General features: G+C 60.0%; 17 protein-coding genes. 13 read left to right on the top strand and 4 right to left on the bottom strand.

Features of this window, described 5'->3' with window-relative positions; translation table 11 throughout:
• Positions 1–2: 2 nt before the first annotated feature.
• The 3 genes from BSF44_RS13545 (at position 3) to BSF44_RS13535 (ending at position 1,264) form a co-directional block, all read left to right on the top strand.
• A complete protein-coding gene (locus BSF44_RS13545) occupies positions 3–479 on the top strand; it encodes a YchJ family protein (RefSeq protein ID WP_095943921.1) in 477 nt (158 codons plus the stop codon).
• An 87-nt stretch (positions 480–566) separates the two neighbouring features.
• Entirely contained in the window at positions 567–1,061 is a 495-nt protein-coding gene (locus BSF44_RS13540; RefSeq protein WP_095943920.1) for an LEA type 2 family protein, read from the top strand.
• Positions 1,058–1,264, top strand: a complete 207-nt coding sequence (locus BSF44_RS13535) for an SEC-C metal-binding domain-containing protein (protein ID WP_007955014.1) — start codon at positions 1,058–1,060, stop codon at positions 1,262–1,264. Before BSF44_RS13540 ends, BSF44_RS13535 begins: the two co-directional genes overlap by 4 nt.
• Positions 1,265–1,362: 98 nt before the next feature.
• Here BSF44_RS13535 and BSF44_RS13530 read toward each other — a convergent pair whose 3' ends face one another.
• Complete coding sequence (locus tag BSF44_RS13530; RefSeq protein WP_095943919.1) at positions 1,363–1,920, bottom strand: cysteine hydrolase family protein; 558 nt, start codon at positions 1,918–1,920, stop codon at positions 1,363–1,365.
• Between the two features lie 194 nt (positions 1,921–2,114).
• On the opposite strand from BSF44_RS13530, the gene BSF44_RS13525 reads away from it, so the two are divergent.
• From BSF44_RS13525 to BSF44_RS13500, 6 genes are all read left to right on the top strand, one after another.
• The gene (locus BSF44_RS13525; RefSeq protein ID WP_095943918.1) at positions 2,115–4,565 is read left to right on the top strand and encodes a penicillin acylase family protein; all 2,451 of its coding nucleotides are present in this window, start codon (positions 2,115–2,117) and stop codon (positions 4,563–4,565) included.
• Between the two features lie 342 nt (positions 4,566–4,907).
• Positions 4,908–5,690 (top strand): transporter substrate-binding domain-containing protein, encoded by a 783-nt coding sequence (locus tag BSF44_RS13520; RefSeq protein WP_056720873.1) that lies wholly within the window; start codon positions 4,908–4,910, stop codon positions 5,688–5,690.
• A 56-nt stretch (positions 5,691–5,746) separates the two neighbouring features.
• Positions 5,747–6,475, top strand: coding sequence for an ABC transporter permease (locus BSF44_RS13515; RefSeq protein WP_095943917.1), 729 nt, complete (start codon positions 5,747–5,749; stop codon positions 6,473–6,475).
• Positions 6,472–7,182 (top strand): ABC transporter permease, encoded by a 711-nt coding sequence (locus tag BSF44_RS13510; RefSeq protein ID WP_046029299.1) that lies wholly within the window; start codon positions 6,472–6,474, stop codon positions 7,180–7,182. The genes BSF44_RS13515 and BSF44_RS13510 overlap by 4 nt, the downstream gene beginning before the upstream one ends.
• Before the next feature lie 27 nt (positions 7,183–7,209).
• On the top strand, positions 7,210–8,328 hold the full coding sequence (locus BSF44_RS13505) for a succinylglutamate desuccinylase/aspartoacylase family protein (protein ID WP_095943916.1): 1,119 nt from the start codon (positions 7,210–7,212) through the stop codon (positions 8,326–8,328).
• Positions 8,329–8,341: 13 nt separating this feature from the next.
• On the top strand, positions 8,342–9,106 hold the full coding sequence (locus tag BSF44_RS13500; RefSeq protein WP_095943915.1) for an ABC transporter ATP-binding protein: 765 nt from the start codon (positions 8,342–8,344) through the stop codon (positions 9,104–9,106).
• A gap of 128 nt (positions 9,107–9,234) precedes the next feature.
• Here the strand turns inward: BSF44_RS13500 and BSF44_RS13495 are convergent, their stop codons facing one another.
• Together BSF44_RS13495 and dcd are read right to left on the bottom strand one after the other, a co-directional pair.
• Positions 9,235–9,444 carry a hypothetical protein gene (locus BSF44_RS13495; protein ID WP_033047523.1) on the bottom strand — a complete coding sequence of 70 codons (210 nt, stop codon included), beginning with the start codon at positions 9,442–9,444 and terminating at the stop codon, positions 9,235–9,237.
• 107 nt (positions 9,445–9,551) lie between these two features.
• Positions 9,552–10,118, bottom strand: coding sequence for a dCTP deaminase (dcd, locus tag BSF44_RS13490; protein WP_007940589.1), 567 nt, complete (start codon positions 10,116–10,118; stop codon positions 9,552–9,554).
• A 353-nt stretch (positions 10,119–10,471) separates the two neighbouring features.
• Between dcd and BSF44_RS13485 the strand changes: the two genes are divergently transcribed.
• Entirely contained in the window at positions 10,472–10,681 is a 210-nt protein-coding gene (locus BSF44_RS13485) for a cold-shock protein (RefSeq protein ID WP_002554837.1), read from the top strand.
• Between the two features lie 149 nt (positions 10,682–10,830).
• On the opposite strand, the gene BSF44_RS13480 is transcribed toward BSF44_RS13485, so the two are convergent.
• The gene (locus BSF44_RS13480; protein WP_095943914.1) at positions 10,831–11,838 is read right to left on the bottom strand and encodes a DUF481 domain-containing protein; all 1,008 of its coding nucleotides are present in this window, start codon (positions 11,836–11,838) and stop codon (positions 10,831–10,833) included.
• A 163-nt stretch (positions 11,839–12,001) separates the two neighbouring features.
• Here BSF44_RS13480 and BSF44_RS13475 point away from each other — a divergent pair, with 163 nt between their 5' ends.
• The 3 genes from BSF44_RS13475 (at position 12,002) to BSF44_RS13465 (ending at position 15,818) form a co-directional block, all read left to right on the top strand.
• Positions 12,002–12,355 (top strand): MGMT family protein, encoded by a 354-nt coding sequence (locus BSF44_RS13475; protein ID WP_095943940.1) that lies wholly within the window; start codon positions 12,002–12,004, stop codon positions 12,353–12,355.
• A 44-nt stretch (positions 12,356–12,399) separates the two neighbouring features.
• Positions 12,400–13,959 carry an AmpG family muropeptide MFS transporter gene (locus tag BSF44_RS13470; protein ID WP_095943913.1) on the top strand — a complete coding sequence of 520 codons (1,560 nt, stop codon included), beginning with the start codon at positions 12,400–12,402 and terminating at the stop codon, positions 13,957–13,959.
• Between the two features lie 143 nt (positions 13,960–14,102).
• Positions 14,103–15,818, top strand: a complete 1,716-nt coding sequence (locus BSF44_RS13465) for a proline--tRNA ligase (RefSeq protein WP_095943912.1) — start codon at positions 14,103–14,105, stop codon at positions 15,816–15,818.
• Position 15,819 lies beyond the last annotated feature (1 nt).

Raw genomic sequence — 15,819 nt, 5'->3', positions numbered from 1 at the left:
CAATGAGTACATCCATTTGCCCTTGCGGTAGCGGCACCCTGCTCGACGCCTGCTGCGGCCACTACCATGCCGGGCACCCGGCACCGTGCGCCGAAGCCTTGATGCGCTCGCGCTACAGCGCCTACGTGCTGGGGCTGGTCGACTATCTGGTGGCCACCACCCTGCCCGCCCAGCAGGCCGGTCTGGACCGTCAATCGATCAGCGACTGGAGCGCGCAAAGTACATGGCTGGGCCTTGAGGTGGAAAGCTCAGAAGTGCTGGGCGGCCAGCCTGAACACGCTTTCGTGACCTTCACCGCGCGCTGGCACGACAGCAGTGGCGAGCACAGCCATCGAGAGCGCTCATCGTTCGTACAGAACACCGGGCGCTGGTACTTCATCGACCCCACCGTACAACTCAAACTCGGGCGCAATGACGCCTGCCCGTGCGCCAGTGGGCAGAAGTTCAAGAAGTGTTGTGCGGGGTACTTCAGCAGTTAGGACATGCATAGACGGCCCGCCACGCAGGCGCTGTCGAAGGCTGCGATCCTTTGGGTCTAGACTGGTGTTCAAGGGAGAAACACCACGATGATCATCCGCCGCGGCGCACTCTGTCTGCTCACGTTGTTCCTGACACTGGGACTTGGTGGCTGTGCGTCATGGTTCGACGACGACTTGCCGGATCCCGAGGTCCATCTGGTGAACATCGAGGTGGTCAGCGCCAAACTGCTGGAACAGAAATTCCTCCTGCATTTTCGCATCGACAACCCCAACGACAGCGACCTGACCGTGCGCAGCCTGGAGTATCGCGTTCACCTGGGTGACATACTGCTGGCCGACGGCGAGTACGAACACTGGTTCACCATCAGCCCCAGGCACAGCGCTTACTTCAAGGTGCCGATCCGCACCAACCTGTGGTCCAAGGTCCGTGAAATGGCCAAACTGCTGAAAAAATCCGATCAGCCCATTCCCTATCGTCTGGAAGGTGAACTGGAAACCGGTATATTCATCGCCCACTACGTGCACCTGGCGCGCAATGGCGTGATAATCGCCGCCGATTTAATTCCGGAGCAACACCGATGACCCAGCAACCCCACGTCCACGGCCCTGACTGCAACCACGATCATGACCATCACCACCATGATCACGACCACGGCCATGTCCACGGTCCGAACTGCGGCCACGCTCATCAGGAACCGGTGCGCAATGCCCTGAAAGATGTCGGCCGCAACGATCCGTGCCCGTGCGGCAACGGCAAGAAATTCAAGAAGTGCCACGGCGCTTGATGCACTCCCCTGTAGGAGCGAGCCTGCTCGCGATGGACTGTCAGTCGACATCTGTGTCGCTGACACACCTTCGCGAGCAGGCTCGCTCCTACAGGTTTTTAATCTGCCTTTAATACACACGCAGCGCTGACCACCGTCGCATACTCACCATGCAAATTCCCCAACGACATCCCATGCACCTCTTCGGCGCTATGGGCATGGCCGAAAAAATCAGCCTTGTCGAAGGTAAAGCACGCATCCTCGGCCACCCACGTATCAAACCCCAGGTTGCCCGCTGTACGCGCCGTGGATTCCACCGAATTATGGGTCGCGACACCCACGATGATCAACTGCCCGATCCCCGCCTCGCGCAACTGCGCCTCCAGCCCCGTTGAACAAAACGCATCGGGCACCTGCTTCTGGATCAAGCGTTCACCGGCCATTGGCTGAAACCGTTCCTGAAACTCCACTCCCGACTGCTGCGGCCAGAATACCGAGTCCTCCGAGCGGGACAGGTGTTGCACATGGATCACCGGCCTGGCGGTGCGCCGCCAATGGCCGAGCAATTCCAGCATGCGCTCTTCGGCCAGAGGATTATTCCTGCGGCCGAGCCTGGGATGCAGGATGCCTTTTTGTTGATCGATGATGATCAGTGCCGCGTTTGCCTTGAGCTCCATGCCGACTGTTCTCCTGGATTGTTGAGCGTGTCGCACTTCAACATCCCCCATTGCCACTGGCAAGACTGCGATCTTTTCGGTTTATCAGACAAATCCTGAAATAACCTTGTACCCCGCTTGCGCGGCCACCTCCCGCTCACTAACGTAGCGCCTTTATTGCGCGCCGCCGCCTCTACCCCCGCAGGAGCTTTGCCATGGCCTCGCCAGCCCTTACTCATTTTCTACCCCGGTTCGGCGTTGCCGCAGCAGTGGCCGGTGTGTTGAGCCTGACCGGTTGTCAGAACTTCAGCGCCCAGGACACCCTCCCGCCGACCTCCGGCGTACAGCCACTCAAGGGCCTGGCGCAGAGCGTTTCGGTGCGCCGCAATGCCATGGGCGTGCCGCTGATCGAAAGCAACAGCTTCCACGACGCGCTGTTCACCCTCGGTTACGTGCATGCCAGCGACCGCATCACGCAGATGGTCACCCTGCGCCTGCTGGCCCAGGGCCGTTTGGCCGAGATGCACGGTGCCGACCTGCTGGATGCCGACCGTTACATGCGGGCGGTCAACCTGAAGAAAAGTGCCGGCGAGTTGTACAAGGCTTCTTCGCCGCGCCTCAAGCGTTTCTTCGAAGTCTATGCGCGCGGGGTCAACGCCTACCTGTTCCGCTACCGCGACAAGCTGCCGGCAGATCTGGCAGCCACCGGCTACAAGCCTGAATACTGGCAGCCGGAGGATTCGGCGCTGATTTTCTGCCTGCTGAACTTCAGCCAGTCGACCAACCTGCCGGAAGAAATTTCCTCGCTGGTACTGGCCCAGACCGTCACCACCGACAAACTGGCGTGGCTGACGCCGTCGGCTCCCGACGAAAAACTGCCGGTCGCCGAAAGCGAAAAACTGCAAGGTCTTAAGCTCAATGGGCAAGTACCGGGGCTGGCGGAACTCAGCAAGGCCACCGGGCAACTGTCGGACCTCAACCTGCTCGGCGCCACCTCGTCGAACAACTGGGCCATCGCTGCGCAACGCAGCCGCAGCGGCAAGAGCCTGCTGGCCAGTGACAGTCACGGCCCGCTGGGCGTGCCTTCGTTGTTCAGTTACGTGCAGATTCGCGCTCCGAAATATCAGGCGTCCGGCGTGACCATCGCAGGCCTGCCGATGGTGCTTGGCGGTTTCAACGGCAAGGTGGCGTGGAGCATGACGTCCGTGATGGGCGACAACCAGGACCTGTTCCTGGAGAAGATCAAGCGCCAGGGCAACGGGCTTACCTACGAAAACGCCGGGAAGTGGCAGCCGGCGATCGTGCGCAATGAAACCTATTTCGTCAAAGGCCAGCGGCCGATTCGCGAAGCCGTGTACGAAACCCGCCATGGCCCTCTGCTCAACAGCGCCCAGGGCACCACGCTGGCCAATGGTTTCGGCCTGGCCTTGCAGACGCCGAACTTCACCGACGACAAAACCCTGGACGCGTTCTTCGACCTGTCCCGCGCCCAGAGCGTCGAGAAAGCCTCGGATGCCAGCCGCGAAATCCGCGCCATTGCGCTGAACCTGGTATTCGCCGACGCCAGCCACATCGGCTGGCAAGTCACCGGTCGTTACCCGAACCGTCGTGAAGGCGAAGGCCTGCTGCCCTCACCGGGCTGGGAAGGTCGTTACGATTGGGACGGTTACGCCGACCCGATGCTGCACCCGTACGACCAGGACCCGGCCCAAGGCTGGCTCGGCACCGCCAACCAGCGGGTCATTCCCCATGGCTACGGCATGCAGTTGTCCAATTCCTGGGCGGCTCCGGAGCGCGGCGAGCGCCTGGCGGAACTGGCCGGCGCAGGCAAGCACGACAGCCGCAGCCTGATCGCCATGCAATACGACCAGACCACTACCTTCGCTGCCAAACTGAAGAAAATGTTTGAAGCGCCGGGCATGGCCCAGCCGCTCAAACACGCCATGGAGACCTTGCCGGCGGCCGATCGCGCCAAGGCACACGAAGCCTATAGCCGCTTGATGGCGTTCGATGGCAAGCTCGGCCCAGCCTCCACCGATGCGGCCATCTACGAACTGTTCCTGCAGGAAAGCACGCGGCAGATCTTCCTCGATGAACTGGGCCCTGAAAGCAGCCCGGCGTGGAAAGCTTTTGTCGCCGAAGGCAAGTTGTCCTACGCGGCCCAGGCCGATCACTTGCTCGGGCGTGAGGACAGCCCGTTCTGGGATGACGTGCGCACTGCACAGAAAGAAGACAAACCGGCCATCCTCGCTCGCAGCCTCGCCGCCGCAATCAGCGCCGGCGACAGCCAGTTGGGCGGTGATCACAACGCCTGGCAATGGGGCAAATTGCATCGCCATGAATGGAAAAACAGCAGCGGCCAGACCGTGCGCGGCCCCCAGCCGGCCGGCGGCGATCACACCACCCTCAACACAGCCGCCTTCGCCTGGGGCCAGGACTTCAACACCACGCTGGCGCCAGCCATGCGCTTTATCGTCGACTTCGGCCAGTCCGAACCGCTGATGGCGCAGAACGGCACCGGCCAATCCGGCAACCCGGCCAGCCCGAACTACCTCAACAGCATCGAGCCGTGGCTCAAGGGCCAGTACATGAGCCTGCCGATGCAGCCGCAGAACTTCGATAACGCCTATGGCAAGGCGCGGTTGACCCTGACTCCAGGAAAGTAACCCGCCCTTTACTTGCTCGCGATGGCGGTCCGACATTCAACATAGAGGTTGAATGTCGGACCGCCATCGCCGTTGCCCTGACGCAAGAACAAGTCGTGTCGACGAGGTGGAGAGACTGGCACCCCGCTCAGTCAATCCGTTTTTTGTAGCGAGATGATTTGGTGCACCCATTTCCCTGCGCCCGTTTTCGTGCATAAATCTGTCTCCGGCCATTTCCAAGTACCTTTTAAACGCTTGTTCGGCACTCTGGTTCGGAAATTGCTACTTTCAACAGGTCTTACGCTTTCCAGTAACAATAATTCTGCGCCACGAGCGCTCATATTGGTTTTTAGGGATTGAATAATGAAAAAAGCATTGCTGACCCTTTCCGCACTGGCGTTGTGCATGGCTGCTGGCTCCGCCATGGCGAAGGAGTACAAAGAACTGCGTTTCGGCGTTGACCCTTCCTACGCACCGTTCGAATCGAAAGCGGCCGATGGCAGCCTGGTAGGCTTCGACATCGATCTGGGGAACGCGATCTGCGCCGAGCTGAAGGTCAAGTGCAAATGGGTCGAAAGCGATTTCGACGGCATGATTCCGGGCCTGAAAGCCAATAAATTCGACGGTGTGATCTCGTCGATGACCGTTACCGAAGCCCGCGAAAAAGTCATCGACTTCTCCAGCGAACTGTTCTCCGGCCCTACCGCCTACGTGTCCAAGAAAGGTTCTGGCGTGACTGAAGACGTCGCCTCGCTCAAGGGCAAGACCGTCGGCTACGAACAAGGCACCATTCAGGAAGCCTATGCCAAAGCCGTTCTGGACAAGGCCGGCGTGAAAACCCAGGCCTACGCCAACCAGGATCAGGTCTATGCCGACTTGACCTCCGGTCGTCTCGACGCAGGTATTCAGGACATGCTGCAAGCCGAACTGGGCTTCCTGAAGTCGCCACAGGGTGCCGACTACGACGTCAGCAAGCCGGTCGACAACGCTTTGCTGCCAGCCAAAACAGCCATCGGCATTAAGAAAGGTAACACCGAGCTGAAAGCACTTTTGGATAAAGGTATCAAAGCGTTACACGATGATGGCACCTACGCCACCATTCAGAAGAAACACTTTGGCGATCTGAATCTGTACAGCGGCAAATAATGCCCGGCGCCCATCTCTCGATGGGCGCTTTTTTCATCCGATCAGGTTGCTGATTTATGTTCGAAAACCTATTAGAAAATCTGGGGCTCTCTGCCTTCAGCCTCAAGGGCTTCGGTCCGCTGCTGATGCAAGGCACCTGGATGACGATCAAGTTGTCGGCGTTGTCGCTGTTGGTAGCCGTGTTGCTCGGGCTGCTCGGTGCCAGTGCCAAGCTGTCAAAAGTCAAACTGATGCGCGTGCCTGCCCAGCTCTACACCACACTCATTCGCGGCGTTCCGGATCTGGTCCTGATGCTGCTGATCTTCTACAGCCTGCAAACCTGGCTGACGTCGCTTACCGATTACATGGAATGGGAATACATCGAGATCAACCCGTTCAGTGCCGGGGTCATTACCCTGGGCTTTATCTACGGTGCGTATTTCACTGAAACCTTCCGTGGCGCGATTCTCGCCGTCCCACGGGGTCAGGTCGAAGCGGCCACCGCCTATGGCCTCAAGCGCGGCCAGCGTTTCTGGATCGTGGTGTTCCCGCAGATGATGCGTTATGCCCTGCCGGGTATCGGCAACAACTGGATGGTGATGCTCAAGGCCACGGCCCTGGTGTCGATCATCGGCCTCGCCGACCTGGTCAAGGCTGCCCAGGACGCAGGTAAAAGTACCTATCAGCTGTTTTATTTCCTGGTGCTTGCCGCGCTGATCTACCTGGTGATCACCAGTGCATCCAACTTCATCCTGCGCTGGCTTGAACGTCGTTACTCCGCCGGGACCCGGGAGGCCGTACGATGATCGAACTCCTGCAGGAATACTGGAAACCCTTCCTCTATAGCGACGGCAACAACATCACCGGCCTGGCCATGACCATGTGGCTGCTCAGCGCTTCGATCTTCTTCGGTTTTATCGTGTCGATCCCGCTGTCCATCGCCCGTGTATCGCCGCACTTCTACATCCGTTGGCCGGTGCAGTTCTATACCTACCTGTTCCGCGGTACGCCGCTGTATATCCAGCTGCTGATCTGCTACACCGGGATCTACAGCCTCGCCGCCATTCGGGCCCAGCCAGTACTGGACGCATTCTTTCGCGATGCGATGAACTGCACGATCCTGGCCTTTGCCCTGAACACCTGCGCCTACACCACGGAGATCTTCGCCGGGGCCATTCGCAGCATGAACCACGGTGAAGTCGAAGCGGCCAAGGCTTACGGGCTGACTGGCTGGAAACTGTATGCCTACGTGATCATGCCGTCGGCCTTGCGCCGTTCGCTGCCTTACTACAGCAACGAAGTGATTCTGATGCTGCACTCGACCACCGTGGCTTTCACCGCGACCATCCCGGACATCCTGAAAGTCGCGCGGGACGCCAACTCGGCGACCTTCCTGACCTTCCAGTCGTTCGGCATCGCCGCGCTGATCTACCTGACCGTCACTTTTGCGCTGGTCGGCCTGTTCCGTCTTGCCGAACGCCGATGGCTGGCCTTCCTCGGGCCGACCCACTAGGTCTCAACCAGTTTCAGGAAACAACAGATGCGCCACCAGAAACATGACCTGCTGGCCCCGCTGCCGGGGACCGCGAGACAGATCCACAGTTTTCACTTCGGCCCACAACCGGCAAACCGCAAGATCTACATCCAGGCCTCCCTGCACGCCGACGAGATGCCCGGCATGCTGGTGGCCTGGCACCTCAAGCAGCGCCTGGCAGAGCTGGAAGCCGCCGGTCGCTTGCGCTGCGAAATCGTACTGGTGCCCGTCGCCAACCCGGTGGGGCTGGAACAGGTACTGATGGATGTGCCGCTGGGCCGCTACGAGCTGGAAAGCGGGCAGAACTTCAACCGCTGGTTCGTCGACCTCAGTGAAGAAGTCGGCAACGCGATCGAAGGCAAGCTCAGTGGCGATCCACAGCACAACCTGCAATTGATCCGCAGCAACCTGCGCGATGCATTGGCCCGGCAGACCGCCGCCACCCAATTGCAATCCCAGCGCCTGACCCTGCAACGATTGGCCTGCGACGCCGACATGGTGCTCGACCTGCATTGCGATTTCGAAGCGGTCGCCCACCTCTACACCACACCTGAAGCCTGGCCGCAGGTCGAGCCGCTGGCCCGCTACATCGGCGCCGAAGCCAGCCTGCTGGCAACCGACTCCGGCGGCCAGTCGTTCGACGAATGCTTCACCCTGCTCTGGTGGCAGTTGAAGGAACGCTTCGGCGAGCACTTCGACATTCCGCCGGGCAGTTTTTCGGTGACCGTCGAACTGCGCGGTCAGGGCGACGTCAATCACCCGCTGGCCAGCCTCGACTGCCAGGCGCTGATCGATTACCTGATCCATTTTGGCGCGATCGCCGGCGAACCCGCGCCCCTGCCCGAGCTGCCCTACCCGGCGACACCGCTGGCCGGTGTTGAGCCGGTGGCCACGCCGGTGGGCGGGCTGCTGGTGTTCACCGCATTGCCGGGTGAATACCTGGAAGCCGGGCAACTGATCGCCGAGATCATTGATCCGGTCAACGATCTGGTCACTCCCGTTCATTGCGCCACAGCCGGGCTGATGTATGCCCGCTCGCTGCGCCGCATGGCCACTGCCGGCATGGTGATCGCCCATGTCGCGGGCACCGAAGCCTATCGCAGCGGCTATCTACTTTCGCCTTGAGGATGCACGTCCCATGTACAAACTGACCATCGAAGGCCTGCATAAAAGCTACGGCGACCATGAAGTCCTCAAAGGTGTTTCGCTCAAGGCCAGGACCGGCGACGTCATCAGCCTGATCGGCGCCAGCGGCTCGGGTAAAAGTACCTTTCTGCGCTGTATCAACTTCCTGGAACAACCCAACGACGGCGCCATGAGCCTCGACGGGCAGAACATCCGCATGATCAAGGATCGCCACGGCATGCACGTGGCCGACGCCGATGAGCTGCAGCGGATTCGCACTCGCCTGGCCATGGTGTTCCAGCATTTCAACCTGTGGAGCCACATGACGGTGCTGGAAAACATCACCATGGCCCCGCGCCGGGTGCTGGGCTGCGACAGGAAAGAAGCCGAGGACCGCGCCCGGCGCTACCTCGACAAGGTGGGGCTGGCTTCCCGCGTGGCTGACCAATACCCGGCCTTCCTGTCCGGCGGTCAGCAACAACGGGTAGCGATTGCCCGCGCACTGGCCATGGAACCGGAAGTCATGCTGTTCGACGAACCGACCTCGGCGCTGGACCCGGAACTGGTGGGTGAAGTGCTCAAGGTGATCCAGGGTCTGGCCGAAGAAGGCCGGACCATGATCATGGTGACCCACGAAATGAGCTTCGCCCGCAAAGTGTCGAGCCAGGTGCTGTTTCTGCACCAGGGCCTGGTGGAGGAAGAAGGCGCGCCGGAAGACGTGCTGGGCAATCCGAAAAGCGAGCGGTTGAAGCAGTTCCTGAGCGGCAACCTGAAATAACAACCTGCCCCCCCCTGTAGGAGCGAGCCTGCTCGCGATAGCGGTTTTTCAGTCGACATCATTGCTGACTGAACCGACGCCATCGCGAGCAGGCTCGCTCCTACAGAGGATCCAGGGTGTCTGGGGTATCAGGCCACAGGTGCAGGCGGTGGCTCATCCGGCAGCGTAGGCTCGCCCGGTTCATTAGGCTGTTCGTTCGGGGTATCAGGATCAGGCTGGCCGGGAATACCCCCTGCCATGCTGACGGGCGGGTGTGCCAACAAGGACCAGGCCAGAACGCCAACCTGATTGGGTTCAAGCCTTGCCAGTTCGGCACTGATTCGCGGATCGATCTTCATTCGGCACTCCTGAGCGATGGCCCGACCCGCCTCGCGCGGATCGGAACAGTACACCCCATAGAGTGTACGCCCGCTCAGGAATTCCCGACATTTGTCAGACGGTTGACTCAGGTGCGCGGCAGGGTCACGCCACGCTGACCCTGATACTTGCCACCACGGTCCTTATAGGACACTTCACACTCTTCGTCAGACTCAAGGAACAGCATCTGTGCCACGCCTTCGTTCGCGTAGATTTTCGCCGGCAGATTGGTGGTGTTGGAGAACTCCAGGGTCACGTGGCCTTCCCACTCAGGCTCGAGCGGCGTGACGTTGACGATGATGCCGCAGCGCGCGTAGGTGCTTTTACCCAGGCAAATGGTCAACACGTTACGCGGAATGCGGAAGTATTCGACGGTGCTGGCCAGGGCGAAGGAGTTCGGCGGAATGATGCACACGTCGCTGTGGATGTCGACGAAGCTGCCGGCATCGAAGTTCTTCGGGTCGACGATGGCCGAATTGATGTTGGTGAACACCTTGAAATGATTGGTGCAACGCACATCGTAGCCGTAGCTCGACACGCCGTAGGAGATCACACGGCTATCGTCGCTGCCGCGCATCTGGCGCTCGACGAAAGGCTCGATCATGCCGTGTTCCTGCGCCATGCGGCGAATCCACTTGTCCGATTTGATGCTCATGGCGGGTGTCCTGAATAGCGAGGTCGAAAAATTCTGTCCGGCATCTTACCGGGCGCGCCGCCGGGTTCAAAGTCCGCGGTGCAAATCTCGCCGAACAGGCGGGAATTACCTGCTCTGGCGACGAACCGTCACACCGCCGATCCTTAAAACAGAGAAACCTGTGCAAGAAGCATTGGCACGTCCCGGAAAAAGGGTTAAGGTGGCGCCACTGTGCTGCTTGTGTCACTGAGAATCTCTACACGATATGTTGAATTTCGATCCAACCATCTACAAGAATTTTTCCTGCTCTTTGCACTCAGTCTCGGCCAGGGTTCTTCCTGAGTCGCAGTTATCTTTGTTCAAGGAGTTACACCATGTCTAATCGCCAAACCGGTACCGTTAAGTGGTTCAACGATGAAAAAGGCTTCGGCTTCATCACTCCACAATCCGGTGACGACCTGTTCGTTCACTTCAAAGCTATCCAGTCCGACGGCTTCAAAAGCCTGAAAGAAGGCCAACAGGTTTCTTTCATCGCTACCCGCGGTCAGAAAGGCATGCAAGCTGAAGAAGTTCAAGTTATCTAACTTGTACTTGCTTTAGTAAAAAGCCCCGCCCTCAACAGCGGGGCTTTTTTGTGGGCGAGTGTTTTGTTCACACAAAAAAGATCGCCGCCTTCGACAGCTCCCGGGTTGACCCTGCGGGAGCTGTCGAAGGCGGCGACCTTTAGATGCTCTTACCAGGTCACGCCAAACCCTGCGGTGTAGCGCGTCTTGTCCAGATCCGAATCGTCGGTGCCACTGATGATGTCGCGCTCCGCCTTCAGGTTCAGCGAAGCCCAGTCAGTCACCTTGTAGCGCAACCCCATTTCGGCATCGAGCGCGTAGTCGGCCACACCCGACAGCGGCTTGCCAACCTCGCCATTAGTAAAGAACTCGACACGCTTGCCGACCAGGTAGCGGTTGTAGTCCCACGTCATGGCCAGGGCGTAGAAATTTTCATCGCTGCCATCGGAAAATTCATAGTCCGTGCGGTTGACCAGCGAGCCCAGGGAGAACGCTCCGAGCTCATTATCCCAGAACTGATAGCCCGGACCGGTACCGACCGTTCGTTGCCGGGAAAGATCCTCGACCTTGTCGCGCTTGTAGACCAGGCGCCCCTGCCAGAACCATTGCTCGGTCAGGAATCGGTCGATGGAGTACTCGGCCCGCCAGTTGTCCGTGGTCACCACGTCGTCCTGGAACTCACGGTTGTATTCACCCTCAGCGGTGTGCCGCCAGCGACCGTGTCGCGCACTGGTCTTGAAATCGATGTCGTAGTCATCGGTGTCGTTTTCCGCCCGCTGGTAATCCAGCGCGACATCGACGTTGCCTTTCCACACCAGATCCTCGACCACAGGTTTTGGCTTGAGGATCTGCTGAATGCTCCCCAGCTCGACCGTCTTCGGTGCGTCGCCGTTGGCCAGCGTAACCTTGCCGGCGTCCGCCGCTTTCAGCGATTTGGTTTTCTCGCCACTGTAGGCATCCTGCTTGACCAGCAACTCCTGATCGCTGTCCAGGGTCTTGACCTGTTTCCAGTCGATCGTCACCGCACCGGCGTACTCGGTCTGGATCAGCAGCTTGCCGCCATCGAACAGGGTGATCTTGCCGCTCAGCTTGTCACCGTTCTTCAACCACACGGTATCGGCCAGCAAGGGAGAGGATGCGCCAAGGACGGCGAGACACAGCAGGGATCTGGACAACATAAACAAAATACAGGCTCAGGCTTGCGAGAACAGTCGGCATTATCCGTAGGAATAAGGCCCTGACAAGGACTGACCCGACTATTTCTGTTGAGTTCATTTCTCAACTTCCTGCGAAGGAATTACTCTTAAGATGGTAAAGCAAACCTCTTCAGGACTGACGGACGTGACCGATCCAACCGATGAAGCCGATAGTGCAGCGCAGATCCGACGCACGGCGCTGTATTTGACGCTGGCACAGGTACCCGAGGGCAAAGTCGTCAGCTACGGCCAATTGGCCGAGCTTGCTGGACTGGGTCGCGCCGCCCGCTGGGTCGGGCGCACCCTCAGTCAACTGCCCGGCGACAGCAAGTTGCCCTGGCACCGTGTTCTGGGCGCAAACGGGCGTATCAGCCTGCCGGCGGGCAGCCCTTCGGGTGATGAACAGCGCGCACGATTACGCATGGAGGGCATCAGTATCCTGAATAATCGTGTTGATATTCAGCGCCATGGCTGGCGCCCGGTAGAGCACAGCGGTTAGAGTGCGCGCTTTGTTTCCGTATTTCTTGAGGCAGACTCCAGCCCATGCCCCGTAAAACCTGGCGCGCCGCGCTCGCCGCTTATGCCAGCCCCTCGACACTCGTGCTGTTGCTGCTTGGTTTCGCCGCCGGCTTGCCCTACATGCTGGTGTTTTCGACACTTTCAGTCTGGCTGCGTGAAGCTGGCGTGGCGCGTGAAACCATTGGCTATGCAAGCCTGATCGGCCTGGCGTATGCCTTCAAATGGGTCTGGTCGCCCTTGCTCGACCAATGGCGACTGCCATTGCTCGGTAAACTCGGTCGACGACGATCCTGGCTCGTGCTGTCCCAGGCATTGGTCATCCTTGGCCTGATCGGGATGGGTTTCTGCGACCCGCAAAAGCATTTGTCCTGGCTGATCGCCATTGCCGTCGTCGTCGCTTTCGCATCAGCGACGCAGGACATCGCGGTCGACGCCTACCGCCTGGAAATCGCCGAAGACAACCGCCAGGCCGCACTGGCCGCCAGCTACATGTCCGGTTACCGGGTCGCTGCGCTGCTGGCTACCGCAGGCGCGCTCTACTTCGCCGAAGGCTTTGGCTCCACCGGCTTCAACTACAAGCATTCGGCCTGGGCCGGCACCTACATCCTGTTCGGCGCCCTGATGGTCCCGGCACTGCTGACCAGCATGTTCATGCGCGAACCGCCGGTCCCGTTGCGCACGCAACTGCAGGCCGGGCGCTACAGCTTCATGCATCAACTGGCCTCAGTGTTCGTGCTGATCATTTTGCTGGTGTCCGTGCCAGCCATGTTCACCCAGCTCTACAACACCGACTTCGCCAGCGTACTGTTCGAAGGCGTGAGCCCGCTCGACCTGCTGCTCGAAGACCGCGCCTTCCTGCGGGCCATCCTCTATATCATGCTCACCACCCTGTGCCTCTCGGCCATGGGCCGTCGTGGCCTGGCGCCAGTGCTGACACCGGTCAACGACTTCATCCTGCGATACCGCTGGCAAGCGCTGCTGCTGCTTGGCTTGATCGCCACTTATCGGATGTCCGATACGGTCATGGGCGTGATGGCCAACGTGTTCTACATCGACCAGGGTTTCACCAAGGACCAGATCGCCAGCGTCAGTAAAATCTTCGGCCTGATCATGACCCTGGTCGGCGCCGGCATGGGCGGCCTGCTGATCGTGCGTTTCGGCATCCTGCCGATCCTGTTCATCGGCGGTGTCGCATCCGCGGCAACCAACATCCTGTTCCTGATGCTCGCCGACATGGGCCCCAACCTGAACATGCTGGTGCTGACCATCTCCCTGGACAACTTCAGCTCGGGCCTGGCGACCTCGGCGTTCGTCGCCTACCTGTCGAGCCTGACCAACCTCAAGTTCTCCGCCACCCAATACGCCCTGCTCAGCTCGATCATGCTGTTGCTGCCGCGCCTGATCGGCGGCTATTCCGGGGTCATGGTGGAAAAATTCGGTTACCACGACTTCTTCCTGATCACCGCCCTGCTGGGCGTCCCGACCCTGCTGCTGATCGCCTTGCACTGGTTCCAGGAGAACCACCGTGCAGGTCCGTCACCTACACCGGAGCCGGTGCAGACCCCGCTCACCGAAGAATCGTAGGATCTTTACGCCGGAAAAATCGCGGAGGGCCGAGTGAATCGCGCCCTCCTGCCTCACCGCCGACCGCACGCCTGTACGTCAGCGGATCTCGCCCGTACAATGCTCCGTCATTTCTCGTCATCAGCAATCGATAACGGCCAACCATGCGCACCAGTCAATTTTTGCTCGCCACACAAAAAGAAACGCCTTCCGACGCGGTCGTGATCAGCCACCAGCTGATGCTGCGTGCCGGCATGATCCGCAAGCTCGCCTCGGGCCTGTACACCTGGCTGCCGATGGGCTTGCGGGTAATGCGCAAGGTCGAAGCCGTCGTTCGCGAAGAAATGAACGCCGCCGGCTCTCTCGAAGTGTTGATGCCGAGCACGCAACCGGCGGAGCTGTGGCAGGAGTCCGGGCGCTGGGAAGAGTACGGCCCTGAATTGCTGCGCTTCAAGGATCGCCATGGCCGCGACTTCTGTGCAGGTCCCACCCATGAAGAAGTCATCACCGATCTGATGCGCAACGAATTGAGCAGCTACAAGCAGCTGCCGATCAACCTGTACCAGATCCAGACCAAGTTCCGTGACGAAATCCGCCCACGCTTCGGCTTGATGCGCGGCCGCGAATTCATCATGAAGGACGCCTATTCGTTCCACGCCGATCAGCCTTCGCTGCAGGTCACCTACGACCGCATGCACCAGGCTTACTGCAACGTGTTCACCCGTCTGGGGCTGAAGTTCCGCCCTGTAGAAGCCGACAACGGCTCCATTGGCGGTGCCGGCTCCCACGAGTTCCACGTACTGGCCGAATCCGGTGAAGACGACATCGTGTTCAGCAACGGTTCCGACTACGCGGCGAACATCGAGAAAGCCGAAGCCGTGCCTCGCGAGACCTCGCGCGGCGCTCCGAGCGAAGAGCTGCGCCTGGTCGACACGCCGAACGCCAAGACCATTGCGCAACTGGTCGAAGGCTTCAACCTGCCGATCGAGAAAACCATCAAGACCCTGGTGGTGCACGCTGAGGAGAAAGGCAAGCTGATTGCCCTGATCGTCCGTGGCGACCATGAACTGAACGAAATCAAGGCCGCCAACCAGCCTGGCGTTGCCAGCCCGCTGGTCATGGCGTCCGAAAGCGAGCTGCGCGAGGCCATTGGCGCCGGCGCCGGTTCCCTCGGCCCGTTGAACCTGCCGCTGCCGATCATCATCGACCGTTCGGTCGAACTGATGAGCGACTTCGGCATCGGTGCCAACATCGACGACAAACACTACTTCGGCGTGAACTGGGAACGCGACCTGCCTGTTCCGACCGTTGCCGATCTGCGCAACGTTGTTTCCGGCGACCCTAGCCCGGATGGCAAGGGCACCCTGGAAATCAAGCGCGGCATCGAAGTCGGGCACATCTTCCAGCTGGGCAACAAGTACAGCAAAGCGATGAAATGCGAAGTGCTGGGCGAGAACGGCAAGCCGGTCACCCTGGAAATGGGCTGCTACGGTATCGGCGTATCCCGCGTGGTGGCCGCCGCCATCGAACAGAACAACGACGAAAACGGGATCATCTGGAGCGATACCCTCGCGCCGTTCCAGATTGCCCTGGTACCGCTGCGCTACGAGACCGAGCAGGTTCGCGAAGCCACCGACAAGCTGTACGCGGAACTCACCGCTGCCGGCTTCGAAGTGCTGCTGGACGACCGCGACAAGAAAACCAGCCCGGGCATCAAGTTCGCGGACATGGAACTGATCGGCATCCCACACCGGATCGTGGTCAGCGACCGCGGCCTGGCCGAAGGCAACCTGGAATACAAGAGCCGTACCGAGGCCGACGCACAAGCGCTGCCGGTCGCCGACGTGCTGCCCTTCCTTCAGGCCCGCATCCGCCGCTGAA

It is taken from the genome of Pseudomonas sp. ACN8 (assembly GCF_002303925.1).
GTDB lineage: Bacteria > Pseudomonadota > Gammaproteobacteria > Pseudomonadales > Pseudomonadaceae > Aquipseudomonas.
This window is presented reverse-complemented; position numbering and strand designations above follow the sequence as displayed.